Source organism: Kangiella japonica (genome assembly GCF_039523535.1).
In the GTDB taxonomy this organism is placed as follows: domain Bacteria; phylum Pseudomonadota; class Gammaproteobacteria; order Enterobacterales; family Kangiellaceae; genus Kangiella; species Kangiella japonica.
This window is the reverse complement of sequence record NZ_BAAAFM010000008.1, coordinates 313,559-331,732: the sequence shown is the minus strand read 5'-3', so window position 1 is coordinate 331,732 and position 18,174 is coordinate 313,559. Positions and strand designations below refer to the sequence as shown.

Sequence of the window (18,174 nt, the reverse complement as noted above, 5' to 3'; positions counted from 1 at the left end):
CAAAGTATTGTTTCTAAGTTACAGCTCAGTTAATTGATGTTCAGTAGAAAACTTGCCAGTCAGTTTAAATCTGCTGGCAGGGTGTAATAATTGGCAAAAGCTGACCAATAAATCTTTGGACCAGGTCGTTCTATCTATCGAAAGTACTGGTTCATTCTCTTGGAGCTCTAGGGTCACTTTCATAAAAGGATCTGCTTCTTTGGCTTCTATCTGGTGCTCTGCTTGGGTCAGAGGCGCAACCTCAGACAAGTAGACATTAGGTGTCATTTTATTGAAGTTTTGCTTTAGGTAATCGGGCGCTGCTTTAGGATTAACGTAGCGCTGTTCCACTTGAATAGGCTTTTTATTTTCTTTGTGGACCATGATCGAATGGTAGATGTCTTCGCCTTCCTCTAAATTAAAGTAATGCTTTAGGTGAGTAGGGCAGTACTCCTTTTGTAGTAGCAACAACTCATTGGAATAATGATTGCCACGTTCTTGAACTTCTTCTGCGATATTGCGGATTTCCAGCATGGGTGAGTGCAACTTTTTTGGAGCAACAAAAGTGCCGCGCCCCTGTACTCGATAGAGAATACCTTCTTCGGTCAACTCATCCAAAGCTCGGCGTGCGGTCATGCGACTGACATGACACGTTTCTGCCAGTTGGTTTTCTGAAGGTATACGGCCATGCTCAGACCAATTACCGTCTTCAATTCCTTGTCTTATATAATTTTTTACCGCCATAAAGCGGCGAACATCGGTTGTAATCATAGGCGTTGATTGCGTTTGATAAGCTAACTTCTTAGACTTGAGCTCGATTCTTGAATCTCACCGTTATTGCTGTATGCTAGCTTGTATATACAAGCTTGAACTATACAAGTAAATTGACCGTTTATTCAAGAAAAATAAGCAAATTCTGAAGGCATATTTAATATGAGCGCTGACTCTTTAGTAGAACGATTTAAAAAACAACAAGTTGAAGCGGGTGAGTTTAATCATTTAGCCCACTTAAAAGTGGCTTGGAGTTACATCCATGAATATTCGCCAGCAGAAGCGCGGGAAAGATTTCATTGCGATATTATCAAGCTAACTCAAGTGTTAGGAGCTGAGGAAAAATACCACAGAACCTTAACGGACTTTTTTATTGATTATTTATACCAAGTTAAGTGGTACTTGAATTGCGAACTGCCGGGTGCCGAGTCATGGGAACTGGTAGAGCAGAAGTGCCCTTTGTTAATCCATAATGCAAAGCAATTGGTTAACTTCTATTACAGTGAGGGCTGTATTAACTCAGTTGAAGCAAGAACCCAGTATGTTGAAGCAGATATTTTGCCTTTGGATAGAGCTAGCTTACGCTTTTCTGAGAGCGACATACCTGTATTTGATGTAGAAACTCAAGACTCCCCGATCATTGTTTCAATGCCACATCATGGGCAACTCATTCCTTTTGAAGTACTGAAGCAGATGACGCCCGTGGCTTTAAATAGTGCCGATACAGACTGGTACCTAGTCCAGCTTTATGACTTCTTAGATTCAATGGGCATCAGCAGAATTAATGCCAACTATTCACGGTATTTGATTGATTTAAATAGAGACTCGAGTGGAGAAGTTTTATACAAAGGTGCCGATAATACCGAGCTGTGTCCAACATCTACCTTTGATCGTGATGCTTTGTATGAAGCAGGAGCGGAGCCTAGCGATGAAGAAGTCGCTAGGCGCGTAGAGTTATACTGGAAACCCTATCATCAGCAATTAGAACAGCTGATAGATCAGGCAAATGAAAAGTTCGGGTATTGTCTGTTGTTCGAAGCGCACACTATTCAATCACACGTACCTCGATTTTTTGACGGGCAATTGCCGGACTTCAACTTCGGTACCAATGAAGGTATAACGATTAACCAGGTGCTTGCAAGAACGCTAGAAGAGTTTGATACGGGCGAATACTCAAAAATTATCAACGGTCGCTTTAAAGGCGGTTATATTACGCGTCAATATGCTAAGCCTGATGATAATATCTACACCATACAATTAGAGTTGTCACAGGCTACTTATCTTGATGAGAAGTTGCGTCTTTTTGACCATGATAAATCACACAAGGTCAAAGCAGTGATCAGGCAGCTGTTGGAACGTCTGGAAACATCGTGTAATTAGAAAAACTAATCAGAATATAGCGGCATCTGAAAAAAGATACAGCGAAACATGCTTTATTTCACAGGCTTTTCACGTGCCAAAGGTGTATGATGGTTGTGTAAACTCGTAAACTAAAGGTGATAAATATGCGTAAGTTTTTATTGGCTCTTTTTCTCTCTGTTTTAGCGATGCCATTATTCGCTAAAGACGTTACTATTAATGGTAACGATCAGATGCAATTTGATGTCAGCGAGGTTAAGGTTAAAGCCGGTGAAGAAATCAAGCTTACTTTGAACCATACAGGTAAATTACCAAAAAATGTTATGGGTCATAACATTGTGGTTTTAGCTTTAGATACAGACGTCAAAGCGTTTTCACAAGCAGCTCAAAAAGCAAAAGATAACGACTATATTCCAGCTGATTCAGATGCTGTTATTGCTCACACTAAAGTCATAGGCGGTGGTGATAGCGACACAATCTCCTTCACGATCGATAAAACAGGGACTTATGATTTTATTTGTAGCTTCCCTGGTCACTCTTTTATCATGAAAGGTACCATTGTCGTTGAATAGTCAGTGTCGTTGAATAGTCAGCTATTCAGTTAATGAAAAAGGCGCTTTGAGCGCCTTTTTTTATAGTGATTTTTTAAAGTAATTTAGAGTTTCGATTAACGAAATACTTTCGTCAGGTTATTGCCGCCTAACTGATAACTCAGTTGGTTAGGGTGGTCGATATCCCACAACGCTAATTCGGCTTTTTTACCTATTTCTATGGAGCCTACTTGTTTTTCTAAGCCTAATGCTTTTGCGGCATTGATGGTAACCCCCTGCAGAGCTTCTAATGGGGTCATTCTGAAAAGCGTACAGGCCATATTCAACATCAGTAGCAACGACTGTGCAGGCGAAGTACCTGGGTTACTGTCTGAGGCCACTGCGATGGTGGCTCCGGCATTTCGAAGCACTTCTATCGGTGGTAGCTTGGTTTCACGCAAGAAATAGAAAGCTCCAGGCAATAAAACGGCAACAGTTCCACTTTGAGCCATTTTATCGATAGACTCTTGCGATAAATACTCTAAGTGATCTGCAGAAAGTGCTTTGTAGTCCGCCGCAAGACCTGCGCCTGATTGGTCGGATAGCTGTTCAGCATGAAGCTTTACCTTCAGTCCATGTTTTACTGCAGCCTGAAAAACACGTTCGGTTTGTTGATAAGTAAAGCCAATATTCTCACAAAATGCATCAACACAGTCAGCTAAGCCAAGTGCGGCCACCTTCGGAATCATCTCTTCGCACACAAGTTCAATATAACCATCAGCATCATCTTTATATTCAGGGGGGAGGGCATGAGCTCCTAGAAAAGTAGTGCAAACTCTTACAGGAAATTCTTTTTCGAGGCGTTTGGCTACTTTCAGCATCTTTATTTCATTGTCTGTATCTAAACCATAACCCGATTTAATTTCTATGGTGGTTACACCTTCCGCAAGAAAGCTTTTGAGGCGCTTTGCTGCGCTTGCAAAGAGCTCATCTTCACTGGCTTCGCGAGTGGCTTTAACGCTTGAAATAATACCGCCACCAGCTTTTGCAATCTCTTCATAAGCCCCGCCATTGAGTCGCATTTCGAATTCATTCGCGCGGTTGCCGCCATACACAAGGTGAGTGTGGCAGTCGATTAAGCCAGGCGTTAGCCATTGACCTTTTGCATCAATGGTTTGTTTTGCTTTGAGTTCTGGATCGAATGCACCAATATAAGCGATAACATTGCCATTAACACCAATAGCACCCTTTCGAATAATGCCATAAGGATTCTCATCGTTACTATTTTGTGGCGAAAGAGTAGTAATATTGACATTATGAATAATGTAATCAAAAGGTTTCGTTTCGTTCTGGCTCATATTATGATCCTGTTATCGTTAAAACTGACTTCTATATCATTATGACAAGTATCCATCCTCAACAGGTTTTTGCAAAATCCATTCTGCTCGCTGATGGCTGGCAGGAAAATGTCTTGTTGGAACATGATTCTAATGGCGTCATCACTAAAATCAAACTACAAAGCGAAAAACCGAAAAACTTTAGTGGCAAAGTCATAAATGGTGCAGTAATTCCCGGTATGGTCAATAACCATTCTCATGCCTTCCAGTGGGCGATGGCTGGTCTTGGTGAGGCAAGTGGTGACCTAGTTGATGGTAAAAGAGACAGTTTTTGGACGTGGCGTAAGGCAATGTATGGCTTTGTCGAGCAAATTGAAGCTGATGATTTAAACCACATCGCGAGCGCTTTATACATGCAAATGCTAAAAGCAGGTTATACATCAGTTGGCGAATTCCACTATCTTCATCACAATAAAAGTGGCGGTTTCTACGATAATCCGGCTGAAATGTCGCTGCAAATTTATGAAGCCGCAGAGCAAAGTGGCATCGATGTTACTTTATTGCCCGTATTTTACCGCTATAGCGGTTTTGGTAATCAGGCGCCTACTCAAGGGCAGAAGCGTTTTATTCACGACCAGGAGGCTTACGGGCGTCTTCTGGAGCAGGTTCATGCTCTGGCCACCGATTATAATCAAAGTTATGGCATTGCGCCGCATTCGTTGCGTGCGGTTGATAAATCAGATCTTGAGTTTGCGGTTAAAACTTTGCGTTCACAGTCTAATACTGCGCCAATTCACATTCACATCGCCGAGCAGATTAAGGAAGTTGACGATTGTTCAGCCCATAATGGTCAGCGCCCCGTTGAGTGGCTTTATAATAATCTGAGTCCGGATGAAAAGTGGTGTTTAATCCACGCAACACACCTTAACGAGCAAGAAGTTAGCAGTATTGCCGACTCAAAAGCCGTCGTATCGATTTGTACTACCACCGAAGCGAATCTTGGTGATGGATTCTTTTCGATGAACAGTTATAAATCGAAAGGAGGGCGTTGGTCGATAGGTAGTGATAGTCATATTTCGGTAAGCGCAACAGAAGAGTTGCGTTGGTTGGAATACCAACAACGATTGCTGGAACACTCGCGGACTGTGTTGGTTGAAGACACTAATCGCTCCACAGGCCATTGGCTGTGGACGCAAGCAGCTCAAGGAGGCGCACAAAGTTTACAGCAAAACGTAGGAACTATAGCTGTCGGCTACAAAGCCAACTTTGTCGAGCTTAATACTGACTCATTACCATTGATTGGCAAAAACCAAGAGCAGCTTCTAGATGCCTTTATTTTTAATCACCAGTTTAGCAACGATGTCATTGAGTCAGTTTGGGTCAGAGGTCAGAAATTAGTGGAAAAAGGCCAGCATCTTTCCGACGAAACTATCACTAACAATTTCAAAGCCAGCCTAAAACGATTAAGTTCGATTTAATAGGCTGGTTAATACCTGGCTAAGTTTTTTGGGTTCAACAGGTTTTGAAATATAGTGTACAGAGTCAAGCCGTGAAAGTGCTGCTGACTCAAGCACGGTATTATCACGGCTGATCACAATTATTTCTGGCTTACTCTCCATCATCTCAAGCTCACCGGTGAAGTTCTCGAAAGAAAAGGCATTGTCATCGCTTAAGAAGTCTGAGTTAACCAGAATCGCATCGTAGTTATCGTGTCGAATTTTTTGTAAGACAACTTGTTTAGTTGTTGCTTTATCAACATCGATACCTAACTTGCTTAAATAGCCAATGAGAACCATTTTATCGATAGGATCGGAGTCGTAAACGAGAACTTTAAGGTCTAGTCCTAGCGGTTTAATTGGCTCTGGCTGGCTCTTTTTGTCTGCAAGCATTAGCGTTGTAAGTGGAATTTCAAAACGTATTTCATCACTAAGATAAATGTACTCTCCGCCGAACTTTTTTAATAAGTGCTTTGCTGAAATTAGTTGAATGTTATTGCTGTGGATAGTAATAGGCAGATCTTCTCTAAATTGAAATAAACTTTGCTCTTCAATAGCGTGTTGAAAAATGTCTGAATCAGATGAGAAGGATATTCTTAAAATGGCACTATCTTGGAAGTCCTGTCTTAAGTCAAAATGGATATCTAGTGTGTGGTCGGCACAAATTTGAAGTAATTGCTGTATAGACAGCCTTAGCATTTTTTTAAAGGCTTTTTCATCCACCTGAATCTGGTGATTCATGCGGTTTCCACTAAAAGACTCCTGGATTAACGTATTGTTATCACGAGCCTGAATAGACAACTCAGCAATAGTTTTAGCTAGTAAGTCGCGACACCAGACCGCATGACTAGCTTTGTGGATCGGTTGTTTAATAATTTCGTAGAAAAGCATCAAGTTATTGAACGAGCTATTTAAATTTTGTTGCGTGATAAAGCCAATAAATTCATGTAGCTCAGTGTTGGCGTCTAATCGTGCTTGCTGCACTTCTGACTTTAAAACGCCCAACTTATGCCTAAGGTTTTGAGTTTTTATGACATGTTGTTCGATTGCTTGTAATAGCGTAGTACCTTCTTCCGTATTAATGTTTTCCTTAAAATCTTGTACGGTTTCTGGGTGGTTGAGTACCCTGATCATTTTATTGACTGTTTTGATTTGTGCTGACTGGCGGAATCTTACAAATACCCACAGGCCCGTTAATGGGATAATGAGGATTAAGTTTAGTAGAATATAGGAACTACTATTGTGTGAGTTACTGTATTTATAGGGCGTAAGGCCTATTTGGGCTTGGCCCAGACGCCTGCTGTTGGCTCCTTGTTGTTCAAGTATTTGAGTGGGAATAATACTGAGTTGGGTAGAGCCGAAAGTTTGAGTGATGTCTTGCTTTACAGTGTGTAGTGATAAGTCATGATGGATTCCTAAAGTATCTCTATTGTCAACTTCTGCAACGGTGGTGCCCTGATTATCAACAACTCGAAAAAAAGCGACGTCTAAGTTACCATGCAAAGGTGACAGGGTCGTTTCAAGATCTGCCTTGTTACCAAAGCTAAGCCCATACTCTAATGAAGAGTTTAAACTTGTTAATAAATATTTACTGAACTTATCTTGTTGAATACCGTAGTTTTTATGTTGGGTATGGTAGAAAAAATAATTCACCAACAGCAATAAACATAAGAATGCAGTGGCAAAGGCTAAGCTGTGTTGATGCGTGAGCTTTACTTTTTTCAAGTTTATTCCCTAACGGTTCTAATTTGGCAACGTCAATGCGCACTTTAGTTTTCTTAATTCTCAGAATGTAACCAATTGACCCAAGAATGTCCATTGAGTTTAAGTATTTGATTTGTCTTAGGAAAGGATAAGTGTGCTGGAAAATAAAGCATCAAGATGCAAAAGCGGTGTCATAAGCCAAGGCATGTTTTATGAAAGCTGGACTGGCCTTGCTATCAAAAGATTAAGGTGTTTCTAGGCTTTAATTAATCGGATTGGTTAGAGTCTACCAAGTGTAGTGCAGATTCTAATGAGTCAGCTTGCACCTCGAACTCAACTCTATTGTCGGTGCCGAATGCTCCTGACCAATTATCCGGTGGTGCAATTGGAGTTAACTCCAAAAGTTCCCAGCTGGCTTCGTCGAGCTCTTCGACTTCACCACTATAATATTGAATTTCAATACATTCTTCTTCACGGTCTATAGCAACCACTTCAAAAGCTTCATTCAAGTCTAGGCGCTTATACCATTGACCTCTTTCAGCTTTAATAGCGTGTTCCACGTTTCCTCCTAGTAACGAGGGTTTTGCTTCGTTACTTTTGTTATCCATAGATTACCATGGTGGTTAAAAAATGCACTATTATTGAAGTGGGATTGTCTAGCAGTTCTATATTTATAAAACTTATGTTGCTTGCTCTGCTAGTAATCAACATAGGATTTTTTTACAATGCCACCACTAAACAGACCAACTGGTATGTCAATCTATGATAATAAACACTAAGGGAACAATACTTGGTAGTCTATTGCTGTCTACTTGTTTGATGACTGCAACTGCACAGGCTGCTGAGTGGAGTGGGGTAATATCCACAGAGGGACGCTACTTTTTCAAGGACGGGGATTTTGGACAAAAACAATCCGAGTTTTCAATGGCTATTGAGCCTGAGTTTTACCACCGATGGGATGACTCTGATTGGAGTATCGTATTCAAGCCATTCTTAAGATGGGACAGCCTTGATGATGAGCGAACTCATGCTGATATTCGTGAACTCATGGTTCGCTATGTTGGTGGTGAGTGGGAACTTAAAGCAGGGATCAGTAAAGTGTTTTGGGGCGTGGCTGAGTCACAGCACCTAGTCGATATCATTAACCAAACAGACTTTGTAGAGAATATTGATGGTGAAGACAAATTGGGCCAACAGATGGTTGTTTTGTCGACCGAGCAGGAGTTTGGTCTAGTTGAGCTGTTTTTACTACCAGGGTTTCGCGAGCGAACGTTCGCTGGTGACGAAGGGCGTTTTCGATTCCCTTTGCCAATCAATCAGGATAATCCTTTATACACAGATGGTGATGGACAACATCGTTTAGACGGGGCTATTCGTTGGTCTAAGTGGGTGGGGGATTGGGATATTGGGGTGTCTCACTTTTCTGGTAACAGCCGTGAGCCGCTATTTACATTAGATACGTCGAATCCTACAGCACCACAATTACAACCCGTCTATACGACTATCGATCAAACGGGGCTAGATCTGCAAGCCACCAAAGGCGCTTGGCTATGGAAGCTCGAAGCTATGACTCGTTCAGGATTTGGTGAAGATCGCTACTGGGCGGCTGTTGGTGGGTTTGAGTATTCATTTTACGGAGTTACAGAAGGTGGCGCGGATTTAGGGATGATTCTTGAATACCAAACCGATTCGCGCGACATTTTGCCAGGCGGTTATGAGCAAAATGACGTTGCTGTTGTTGGTTTTCGTTTAGCCATGAACGATATTCAATCAACCGAAGCATTGTTAGCTTTTTCTTATGCAGATGGTCAAAGTTTTATGAATCTAGAGGCGAGTCGCAGACTCGGCGATGATTGGAAAGCGGTGTTAGAAGGGCGGGTATTCACTGTTGACGAAGCCGAAGGGCCTTATAGCAGTATTTTGTACCCTTTTAGAAACGACGATTATATTTCCTTAAGCTTCGAGCGCTACTTTTAAGAAACCGTTGTAATAAGAATCCAACTTTAATTTAAACAAAAAGGCCAGTAGGAATTAACTCCACTGGCCTTTTTTTTTGAGCTTGGATAATTCAGCAGTTTTTGTCTGTTTGATCAATAGACTGCTTCGCGACATCACAGTTGCTTAAACCACCGGTTTCAGTGGTTAAAATATATTGGAAGGTATCATCATCAATGCCAAGCTTTAAGGCGTAGATCGCGCGATAGGTCATAACTTTCTTAATATAGTCACGAGTCTCCGTATATGGAATACTTTCAATCCAAATCTCGGTAGGGTATCGCCCGAATTCTTTCCACATATCAATGCGTTGTTTCCCTGCATTATAGGCAGCGGAAGCATAAATTGGATTTTTCTCCATTTGCTTGTATCTGAGCTCTAAGTAACGGCTTCCCATTTCAATATTGGTTTGTGGTTTCAACAAATCTCGGCGCCCTTTATAAGGGATATTAAACTTTTTTGAGTACACCTTAGCGGTAGCAGGCATTACCTGCATCAAGCCGTAAGCGCCGGCAGGAGACACTGCTAATGGGCCATAAGCACTTTCTTGGCGCGACACCCCCATTAACCACTGTGGTGGCAAATTTACCTTTTCGGCCATTTGGATGTAGCTGTCTTTAAAAGCAGTAGGGAAACGAATTTCGGTGTCATCCCAGTAGCCAGATTTTGCGATAGTTAGGATCCCTTGGTTATACCACCCCCAAGAATGAGCAATTTTCGATGCGGCTTGTATTTCGGCAGCGCTGTCCATGTGTTTTAACAAATGACGCCATTCTCTACTGGCATTAATATATCGCTCAAGTTCGAACAGTTCTTTGGCTCGTTTTACATTGTCACTATTTTTTACTTTAGTGAATACGGCCTCAGGAATAGGTGCCGGTACATGGTTTAGCTTTAATGGTTGCTCCAGTCTCGTCGCAGCTAAATAACCGTAATAGTCTCGTTTTTCAGCCAGTAACTTCAGTGTTAATAGAGAGTCGGCTTCATTCCCACTTTTATGCTGAGCTATCGCATTCCAGTATTGCCATTGGTTACTGTTTTGCTGATTTTTAGGTAAGAGGCTATAGAGTTCCTTGATGCTTTCCCAGCGTTCATTTCTCAGTAAAACTGCGAGTTTCCAATGATTCACAAGTTCATCAGTAATAAAACTTTCTAAGTTGTCATCCTCCAACCACTCCAAGGCTTTTGCTCGGTTTTCAGTGGCCATGGCCAAAAACAAGGTGCGCTCGACTTCATCAATATGGCTTTTGGATAGTGGAATACGATTTCTGGTATGTTGCCAAACTTTGTAAGCGTCTTCTCTATCGCCCCATGCTAAGCGCTTAATAGCGAATACTAAGATTGGCGCTTCCATCTCGGGATCGAGCCCAGGGAAGAAGTTTCGACGGTTTACAGCCCCTGGGTTTTGCTTAACTTTGACCCACATATCGGCAATGTACTGTTTGTCTTTGTCTAAAAAGCGCTTGAGGTATTTGACTAAACCAACGGAGCCTTCATGAGCGGTGCGATAAAGACGATGGTAAGCGGTGTTATGCTTGGGGTAGCCTGCCTTGATCCATTGGCTAAAAATATCATCACAGGCTTTATGCTGCGATCTCGGTACGCTCCATAAGTCTTCGATATCGTCAGACAAGTCTTTGATTGAAGCGCCTTGCTGCAACTTGTGCTCTAGAATTGCGCAGTCCAAACGAGGGTTCTGGCCATAACTGTAATAATCTTTTAAGACATTGAACTCTTTTTTAGCCGCTAGATGGTTAATAAAATGGCTCTTAAGTTGGCCTGCAAGCGGTGAGTTGCTATAGGTTTTAATAAATTGATCAATCTCTTTGCGTTTCGCCAAACTAAGATCGTCCAAACGCTCTTTATATTCTAAATAGGGATATAGCGGATATTCTTTTAATGATTTCTTAAGCTTTTCATAAGTTTTAAAGTGCCCCTTGGCGAATGCTTTTTCAGCGGCCAAATAAGCAAGTTGTTCGGGTGAATTGGCAGACTTGGCTTTACTGCTGGTAGTGACTAGAGGTAAAGCAAAAAGGTAAGCAGTAAGTAAAGTGGCTGTGATCCGCATATTGCTCAATTATCCTTAAATAGAGTTGGTTTACTGAATTAAGACCATTATGGCTCAATCGATCCGTTCTTTGCGTAAAGAAGTGTAAGAAATTCAAAATATTCGCATGTAGTAATCTACTCTTTTCAATATGGTGCGATTGAACATTCCAATGGATTAGATATCTAAGTGCCTAAGAGTTCAAACTGTTTGGTCAATATCCACAGTCAGTTAGCAGACTTTCGGTGAATTACACTTGTTTTTGCAGCATTAACTGTAATAATGTGTGCGCCTATCAGAAGCTCTCACCAAGGGATCTGACCTGATAGGGTGTTCTGATGCGTTATACTAGAGAATTAGTAACCAGACATTTATTAAAAATTACAGTATAAAACTGTGATAACAGATAGTTAGGTAGGTATATGGCAAAAGGTACAAAATACAAAGCACGTCCCATGGACGAGAATGGTTTTATCCATTACACCGACGAAGAGCATCAAATTTGGAGCGAATTAATGGCGCGCCAAGAGAAGCTGATTCAAGGTCGTGCTTGCCCTGAGTACTTTGAAGGTCTTGAAAAGATTCAATTACCAAAAGACCGCATTCCTCAGTTAGAAGAAGTCTCAAGCGTTCTACGCAAAGAAACCGGCTGGGAAGTCGCTTGGGTACCAGCGCTAATTAACTTCGATAAATTCTTTGCTTTATTGGCGGATAAAAAATTCCCTTGCGCGACTTTTATTCGTACTCGAGAAGAAATGGACTATTTGCAAGAGCCTGATGTGTTTCATGAGATCTATGGTCACACGGCAATGTTAACCAACCCATATTTTGCTGAATTTACAGCAGCTTACGGAAAATTAGGTTATAACGCCAGCAAGGAAGACCGCGTATATTTAGCCCGTCTATATTGGTTTACCGTTGAATTCGGTTTGATTAATACTGCCGAAGGTCAGCGTATTTATGGTGGTGGCATCTTATCGTCTATCGGCGAAACTCCGCATAGCCTAGAAGATCCTGATGTGATCCGTGCGCCATTCGATCCGATTGAAATGCTTCGCACTCCATACCGTATTGACATAATGCAGCCGAAATACTTCGTTATTGACGATTTCAAGCAGCTGTTCGATTTAGCGAATGGCGATGTGATGTCAATGGTTAAAGAAGCCAAGCGTCTTGGCTTGCGTGAACCTTTGTATCCACCAAAGGAAGAGCAAAAGGCGAGTTAAGCCTCGTGTTTTCGAATACAGCCCACGAGATTGTGAAGTGTCGTGGGCTGTTGCATAATATGGAGATAACTAAAGCACTGAAACTGCTTTAAATTTTTGATTTATGTTATTGAAATTAGACAAACAACTCATCCCAACGTTTATCGTTGCGGCTCAAATACGCGCTCAGTGGAGCAAAGCGTAGGATTAATTATTCTTTTTTAAATATTTGTATAACTAGGTCTTTTGGGCATGAATAACTGTATATCGAGCTCTGTATTGAATAAACAAAGGCGAACTGAGTCGATAGCAATCCCAAAAGAAATGTAATTTCACCTCACGTGAGGAGTTTTTAAAATGACTGATACTACTTTTAACCCACTTGGAACAGACGGTTTTGAATTTGTTGAATACTCAGCGCCAAATGCTGAAGGTATTCAAAAGCTTAAGGATTTGTTTGAGCTATTAGGCTTCACTGAAGTTGCTAAACATAAATCTAAAGAAGTGTTCTTATACCGTCAAGGTGACATTAACTTTTTGGTTAACGGCGAAAAAGAAGGTTATTTCAATGAATTCAGCCAGCAGCACGGCCCTTGTGCCTGCGCCATGGCATGGCGTGTTGAAGACGCCCAGAAAGCATTGCAGTACGCAGTTGAAAATGGCGCTAAAGAGTTTGATAAAGAAGAGCACAACGCACACCCTGGTGTTTATGGTATCGGTGGCTCGGTTCTTTACTTTGTTGATAAGTGGGGCAAAGAAGACAACATTTATGACGCTGATTTCGAATTCTACGAAAACGTTGAAAAGTTCCCAACAGGCATGGGCTTGCATACGCTTGACCACCTAACGCACAACGTTAAGCGTGGTGGTATGGATGTTTGGGCAACTTTCTATGAAAACATCGCAAACTTCCGTGAAATTCGTTATTTCGACATTGAAGGTAAGCAAACAGGCTTATTCTCAAAGGCCATGACAGGTCCTTGCAACAAGCTTCGTATTCCGATTAACGAATCAGCTGATGATAAGTCACAGATTGAAGAGTTCATCAAAGAGTATAACGGCGAAGGTATCCAGCATATCGCGCTTTCTACCGATGATATCTACGGTACTATTGAGAAGTTGCGTGAAGGCGGTATGGAGTTTATGGATACGCCAGAAACTTATTACGATATGATTCCTAAGCGTATTCCTGAGCACCACGAAGACGTTGATAAACTTCGCAAAAACCGCATTTTAATCGATGGCTCTTTAGATCATGAAGAAGGTATCCTGCTTCAAATCTTCACTAATACAGTGATTGGGCCTATTTTCTTCGAAATCATCCAACGTAAAGGTAACCAAGGTTTCGGTGAAGGTAACTTTAAGGCCTTGTTTGAGTCTATCGAGTTAGATCAACAGAAACGTGGAGTAATTTAAGATGCGTAAATGGATTTCTTTCCCGCATAAGGAAGGAACCATTTCTCGCCAAGCTCACGCAGATTTACCAGAAGAAGCACCATACGAGCGTGAAGCAGGGCGAAGCGGTTTCTTCGGCCCAACGGCTCACTTTCACCATAAAAACCCGCCAACGGCGTGGGAAAAGTGGGAAGGGCCTTTGCGTCCGCGTGCCTATGATTTGAATGAGTTGGATAAAAACTCTAATTCACCTTGGGGCGCTGAAAATTTGTTATACAACGCTCATTGTAAATTCCGTATTTGGAATTGTAATGAAGCCATGCTGAACCTCGCTCGCAATGGTGATGGTGACGAATTATTCTTCGTTCATAAAGGCCAAGGCGACTTGTTCTGTGATTATGGTCATCTGGAAATCCGTGAGGGTGACTACGTTGTCATGCCTCGCGGAACTATGTGGAGAATCGAGCCGCAAGAGCCGATGACGATGTTGTTAATCGAGGCGACAAACGACAGCTATCAGCTGCCTGAGAAGGGCTTAGTTGGACCTCAGGCAATCTTTGACCCTGCTATGCTGGACGTACCAAGCATTAACGATAAGTTTAAGGCGCAACAAGATGATACGCCGTGGACAGTGGAAATTAAGCGTCGCGGGCAGTTATCGCGCGTTCAATTTAACTACTCACCGTTAGATGCAATCGGTTGGCATGGTGACTTGTCGGTGGTGCGGATTAATTGGCGTGATATCCGTCCATTAATGTCACACCGTTATCACCTACCGCCATCAGCACACACAACCTTTGTCGCTAGTCGATTTGTGGTGTGTACTTTTGTGCCAAGACCAATCGAGTCGGATCCTGGTGCATTGAAAGTTCCGTTCTACCACAACAATGATGATTTTGACGAGGTCTTGTTCTATCACGCAGGCGACTTTTTTAGTCGTGATAATATTGATGCGGGTATGGTGACATTCCACCCATCTGGCTTTACTCACGGCCCACATCCAAAAGCTTTTGAAGCAGGGCGTAAGCATGCGAAGAAAGAAACGGATGAGGTAGCAGTGATGCTTGATACGCGTGATGCGCTAGAAGTTGGTGATGCGATGGCGAGCGTGGAGAATCCGGACTACTGCAATAGTTGGAAAGCCTCTGAGTAACGAGTAATGGTCTTTTCTGGCTTATACGTTGTTATTTAGCGTACTCAGTGAGTCATGTATTATTCATACACTCCTCACTTCCGTGCGCTAAATGCCTCGTCTAAGCACGAAAATCCTCATTACTTGGTTTGGTCACCATAAAACGGATGGCCTAAACGGTTGAATTTAGTGTTGTTGGGGCCATATCTAATGGCATCGACAATCGAATACACAAAGAATTTAGGAATATAGAATGAAATTAGCAACTTTAAGAGATGGTACTCGTGATGGTCAGTTAGTTGTTGTAAGTAAAGATCTGACAAAAGCAACTAAAGTTGACTACGTTAAAACATTACAAGCGGCTTTGGACGACTGGAATACTTTTAAGCCAAAGTTAGAGAAGACTTATCAAGAGTTAAACGATGGTCAGATCTCTGACGCTATGGACTTTGAGCAAGAATCTTGTGAGTCGCCATTACCACGAGCTTACCAATGGGCTGACGGCAGTGCTTACGTTAACCACGTAGAGCTAGTTCGTAAGGCGCGTAACGCTGAAATGCCGGAAACTTTCTGGACAGATCCGTTAATGTACCAAGGTGGCTCTGATACCTTCTTAGGCCCTCGTGACAACATTAAAATGGCGAGCGAAGAGTATGGCATCGACATGGAAGCTGAAGTTGCAGTAATTACTGGTGATGTACCGATGGGTGCTTCAGCAGAGCAGGCGGAGAAAGAAATTCGTTTGTTGATGACTGTTAACGATGTATCGCTTCGTGGTCTGATTCCTGGTGAGTTGGCAAAGGGTTTTGGTTTTTTCCAATCTAAGCCATCATCAGCTTTTTCTCCAGTAGCAGTGACTCCAGATGAGTTAGGCGATAAGTGGGACGGTAAAAAAGTATACTTACCATTAAAAACACACCTAAACGACGAGCTTTTAGGCGCACCTGAGTGCGGTGTGGACATGGTTTTTGATTTCCCGACTTTAGTTGCTCACGCGGCCAAAACACGCCCACTTTCAGCTGGTACCATCGTTGGTTCAGGGACTATTTCGAACAAAGATCGTTCAGTAGGCTCTTCATGCTTGGCGGAAGTTCGTATGTTGGAAATCATTGAAAATGGCAAGCCAACGACACCATTTATGCAGTTTGGAGATCGTGTCACCATCGAAATGTTTGATGAAAACAACCAGAGCATTTTTGGTCAGATCAACCAAGTTGTAGAAAAGTACGAAGCTTAAAAAATAGAAAAAGGAGCGGGTTTATGTTGAAGCTATATAGTTATTGGCGTTCTACGGCGGCTTACCGCGTTCGAACAGCGTTAAATATTAAACGACTCTCATATTCCATCATTCCAATTCACTTGGTTAAAGATGGTGGTGAGCAACATAAACCCGAATATGCCGAGAAAAACCCTCAAGAGTTAGTACCGTTATTAGACGATAATGGTAAGCTCTTGAGCCAATCAATGGCTATCTGTGAATACATTGATGAGGTGTATGATGGACCTAAGTTACTCCCTAGTGAACCTTTCCTAAGAGCTAAAGTCAGAAGTGTATGCCAAATAATTGCTTGTGATATCCACCCTTTGGATAACTTGCGTGTATTGCAGTATCTAAAAGGGGAATTGCAAGTTAGCGATGAACAAAAGTCGACATGGTATGCACACTGGATATTAGAAGGTTTTAAAGCTTTAGAATCGATGTTGGCCGAATATAAAGCTAAAGGGCCATTCTGTTTTGGTGATGAATTGACGCTAGCGGATGTTTTCTTAGTATCGCAAATGTACAATGCTCGTAGGTTTGAGGTAGACTTAAGCGATTTTCCACGTTTAGTTGAAGTCGAACAACACTGCCTAACACTCAACGCTTTTAGTGATGCGAAACCTGAAGCGCAACCAGACGCTACCTTGTAGTAAACAACAAATAAAAGATTGTGAAGAGAGAATTGATGAAATTAAAAACCACAAAAAAATTGCTTGCACTCAGTATCGCGACACTAGTTTCAACATCAATGGCCGCACCTTATGAGGTTGTTGACTTAGGTGGCTTGGGTGGAACAACCAGTGTCGTTTACGATATTAATGAGGCTGGTCAGGCTGTCGGTTATGCTAATGGTCCGCTTAATGACGAAGGTGAACGTGAGTTTTTTGCCCATGCCGTGCAGTTTGATGATTCTGGAAATGTCGACCTAGGGACATTAGAAAATGGAACATCAAGTGAAGCTGTAGGTATTAATGATGCAATGGTTGCGGTAGGTTTGAGTAATGTTTCTTCGGAGTCTGACGGGGTAAAAATAGCTCAGCAATTTGCAGTCGTGTATGAATCTGGAACTGTTAGTAAAATTCTAGATATTGAAGGTGTTTCTAGTGTAGTTGCATACGATATTAACAATAACAACAAAGTAATATTGGGTGCAAACTATGATGTAGAGCCAGATAATGACGATATTGGTAAACCCAGTAGAGGATTTATTTACGATAGGAATACTGATCAGTATTCTATTATTGAACCTTTCGCTGAAGATCCAAGTCGAAACTCTTACGTAACTGCTATAAATGATAATGATGATATTGTAGGGTTTGCAGATATTGAAGATGGCGAAAGCTTCAGAATCGCTTCTTATTTTGCAAATGCTAGTGATGTTTCAACAAAAATAGAGATAGAAACAATTGATAATAGGGCTCTTTTTGCAAGATCTATAAACAATAAGCAAGAAGTTGTAGGAAATATTTATATTACTGGAACGCGAGATAACCGTGAGGCCTTTTATATTGATATGTCTGCTGGCAACCCTGAACTGAAATTACTAGGTTTTTTCGATGAAGATTTCACTGATTCGAGAGCAATGGACATCAATAATGTAGGACAGATAGTGGGAAGGGCTTTAGTTTCAGTCCCAACAATTGGTGAGTCAGGGGCATTTTTGTATGAAAATGAAGAGATGAAAAACCTAAATGAGCTTATTGCTTGTGACTCTCCTTGGACTCTAACTGAAGCCAGAGCCATTAATGATGCAGGGCAGATTGTTGGTTTTGGTACGGTAGATGGTGAAATTAGAGCTTTCCGCTTAGACCCTACAGGGGAGCCTGTAGAAGACTGTGGTGAGACGAACCCACAACCAAGCGATGGTGGTGGAAGCGTTCCAGTTATCCTTCTAGGGATTCTTGCGGCTTTGGGTATAAGAAGACGTTATTCTTAAGTTCTAGCTTGCAATAAAAAAGCCTCC

15 protein-coding genes are annotated in these 18,174 nt (G+C 41.9%); 10 read left to right on the top strand and 5 right to left on the bottom strand.

Going from position 1 to position 18,174, the window contains the following annotated elements; genetic code table 11:
- Positions 1–18: 18 nt before the first annotated feature.
- Positions 19–750: a histidine utilization transcriptional repressor HutC gene (hutC, locus tag ABD128_RS10630; protein WP_343990057.1), complete on the bottom strand. Its 732-nt coding sequence runs from the start codon at positions 748–750 to the stop codon at positions 19–21.
- 162 nt (positions 751–912) lie between these two features.
- Between hutC and hutG the strand changes: the two genes are divergently transcribed.
- Both hutG and azu read left to right on the top strand, forming a co-directional pair.
- A complete protein-coding gene (gene hutG, locus ABD128_RS10625) occupies positions 913–2,130 on the top strand; it encodes an N-formylglutamate deformylase (protein WP_343990054.1) in 1,218 nt (405 codons plus the stop codon).
- 125 nt (positions 2,131–2,255) lie between these two features.
- Positions 2,256–2,681 carry an azurin gene (azu, locus tag ABD128_RS10620; protein ID WP_343990051.1) on the top strand — a complete coding sequence of 142 codons (426 nt, stop codon included), beginning with the start codon at positions 2,256–2,258 and terminating at the stop codon, positions 2,679–2,681.
- Between the two features lie 95 nt (positions 2,682–2,776).
- Here the strand turns inward: azu and hutI are convergent, their stop codons facing one another.
- Positions 2,777–3,997 (bottom strand): imidazolonepropionase, encoded by a 1,221-nt coding sequence (hutI, locus tag ABD128_RS10615; protein ID WP_343990048.1) that lies wholly within the window; start codon positions 3,995–3,997, stop codon positions 2,777–2,779.
- A gap of 41 nt (positions 3,998–4,038) precedes the next feature.
- Here hutI and ABD128_RS10610 point away from each other — a divergent pair, with 41 nt between their 5' ends.
- The gene (locus ABD128_RS10610; protein ID WP_343990045.1) at positions 4,039–5,454 is read left to right on the top strand and encodes a formimidoylglutamate deiminase; all 1,416 of its coding nucleotides are present in this window, start codon (positions 4,039–4,041) and stop codon (positions 5,452–5,454) included.
- Here the strand turns inward: ABD128_RS10610 and ABD128_RS10605 are convergent.
- Positions 5,440–7,197, bottom strand: coding sequence for a response regulator receiver protein (locus ABD128_RS10605; RefSeq protein WP_343990042.1), 1,758 nt, complete (start codon positions 7,195–7,197; stop codon positions 5,440–5,442). The two genes, ABD128_RS10610 and ABD128_RS10605, sit on opposite strands and share 15 nt — an antisense overlap.
- A gap of 245 nt (positions 7,198–7,442) precedes the next feature.
- On the bottom strand, positions 7,443–7,784 hold the full coding sequence (locus tag ABD128_RS10600) for a DUF6763 family protein (protein ID WP_343990039.1): 342 nt from the start codon (positions 7,782–7,784) through the stop codon (positions 7,443–7,445).
- A 154-nt stretch (positions 7,785–7,938) separates the two neighbouring features.
- Here ABD128_RS10600 and ABD128_RS10595 point away from each other — a divergent pair, with 154 nt between their 5' ends.
- On the top strand, positions 7,939–9,153 hold the full coding sequence (locus ABD128_RS10595) for a hypothetical protein (RefSeq protein ID WP_343990036.1): 1,215 nt from the start codon (positions 7,939–7,941) through the stop codon (positions 9,151–9,153).
- 91 nt (positions 9,154–9,244) lie between these two features.
- Here ABD128_RS10595 and ABD128_RS10590 read toward each other — a convergent pair whose 3' ends face one another.
- Positions 9,245–11,239 carry a transglycosylase SLT domain-containing protein gene (locus ABD128_RS10590; RefSeq protein WP_343990033.1) on the bottom strand — a complete coding sequence of 665 codons (1,995 nt, stop codon included), beginning with the start codon at positions 11,237–11,239 and terminating at the stop codon, positions 9,245–9,247.
- A 401-nt stretch (positions 11,240–11,640) separates the two neighbouring features.
- Between ABD128_RS10590 and phhA the strand changes: the two genes are divergently transcribed.
- The 6 genes from phhA to ABD128_RS10560 all read left to right on the top strand — a co-directional run bounded on the left by phhA (position 11,641) and on the right by ABD128_RS10560 (position 18,147).
- Positions 11,641–12,444 carry a phenylalanine 4-monooxygenase gene (gene phhA, locus ABD128_RS10585; RefSeq protein ID WP_343990030.1) on the top strand — a complete coding sequence of 268 codons (804 nt, stop codon included), beginning with the start codon at positions 11,641–11,643 and terminating at the stop codon, positions 12,442–12,444.
- Positions 12,445–12,780: 336 nt separating this feature from the next.
- Positions 12,781–13,839, top strand: a complete 1,059-nt coding sequence (gene hppD, locus ABD128_RS10580) for a 4-hydroxyphenylpyruvate dioxygenase (protein WP_343990027.1) — start codon at positions 12,781–12,783, stop codon at positions 13,837–13,839.
- Position 13,840: 1 nt separating this feature from the next.
- On the top strand, positions 13,841–14,971 hold the full coding sequence (locus tag ABD128_RS10575) for a homogentisate 1,2-dioxygenase (RefSeq protein ID WP_110201530.1): 1,131 nt from the start codon (positions 13,841–13,843) through the stop codon (positions 14,969–14,971).
- Positions 14,972–15,203: 232 nt separating this feature from the next.
- Complete coding sequence (locus tag ABD128_RS10570) at positions 15,204–16,187, top strand: fumarylacetoacetate hydrolase family protein (protein ID WP_343990022.1); 984 nt, start codon at positions 15,204–15,206, stop codon at positions 16,185–16,187.
- A 23-nt stretch (positions 16,188–16,210) separates the two neighbouring features.
- Positions 16,211–16,861 carry a maleylacetoacetate isomerase gene (maiA, locus tag ABD128_RS10565; RefSeq protein ID WP_343990020.1) on the top strand — a complete coding sequence of 217 codons (651 nt, stop codon included), beginning with the start codon at positions 16,211–16,213 and terminating at the stop codon, positions 16,859–16,861.
- A gap of 35 nt (positions 16,862–16,896) precedes the next feature.
- A complete protein-coding gene (locus ABD128_RS10560) occupies positions 16,897–18,147 on the top strand; it encodes a DUF3466 family protein (protein ID WP_343990017.1) in 1,251 nt (416 codons plus the stop codon).
- The last annotated feature ends 27 nt before the right edge of the window (positions 18,148–18,174 follow it).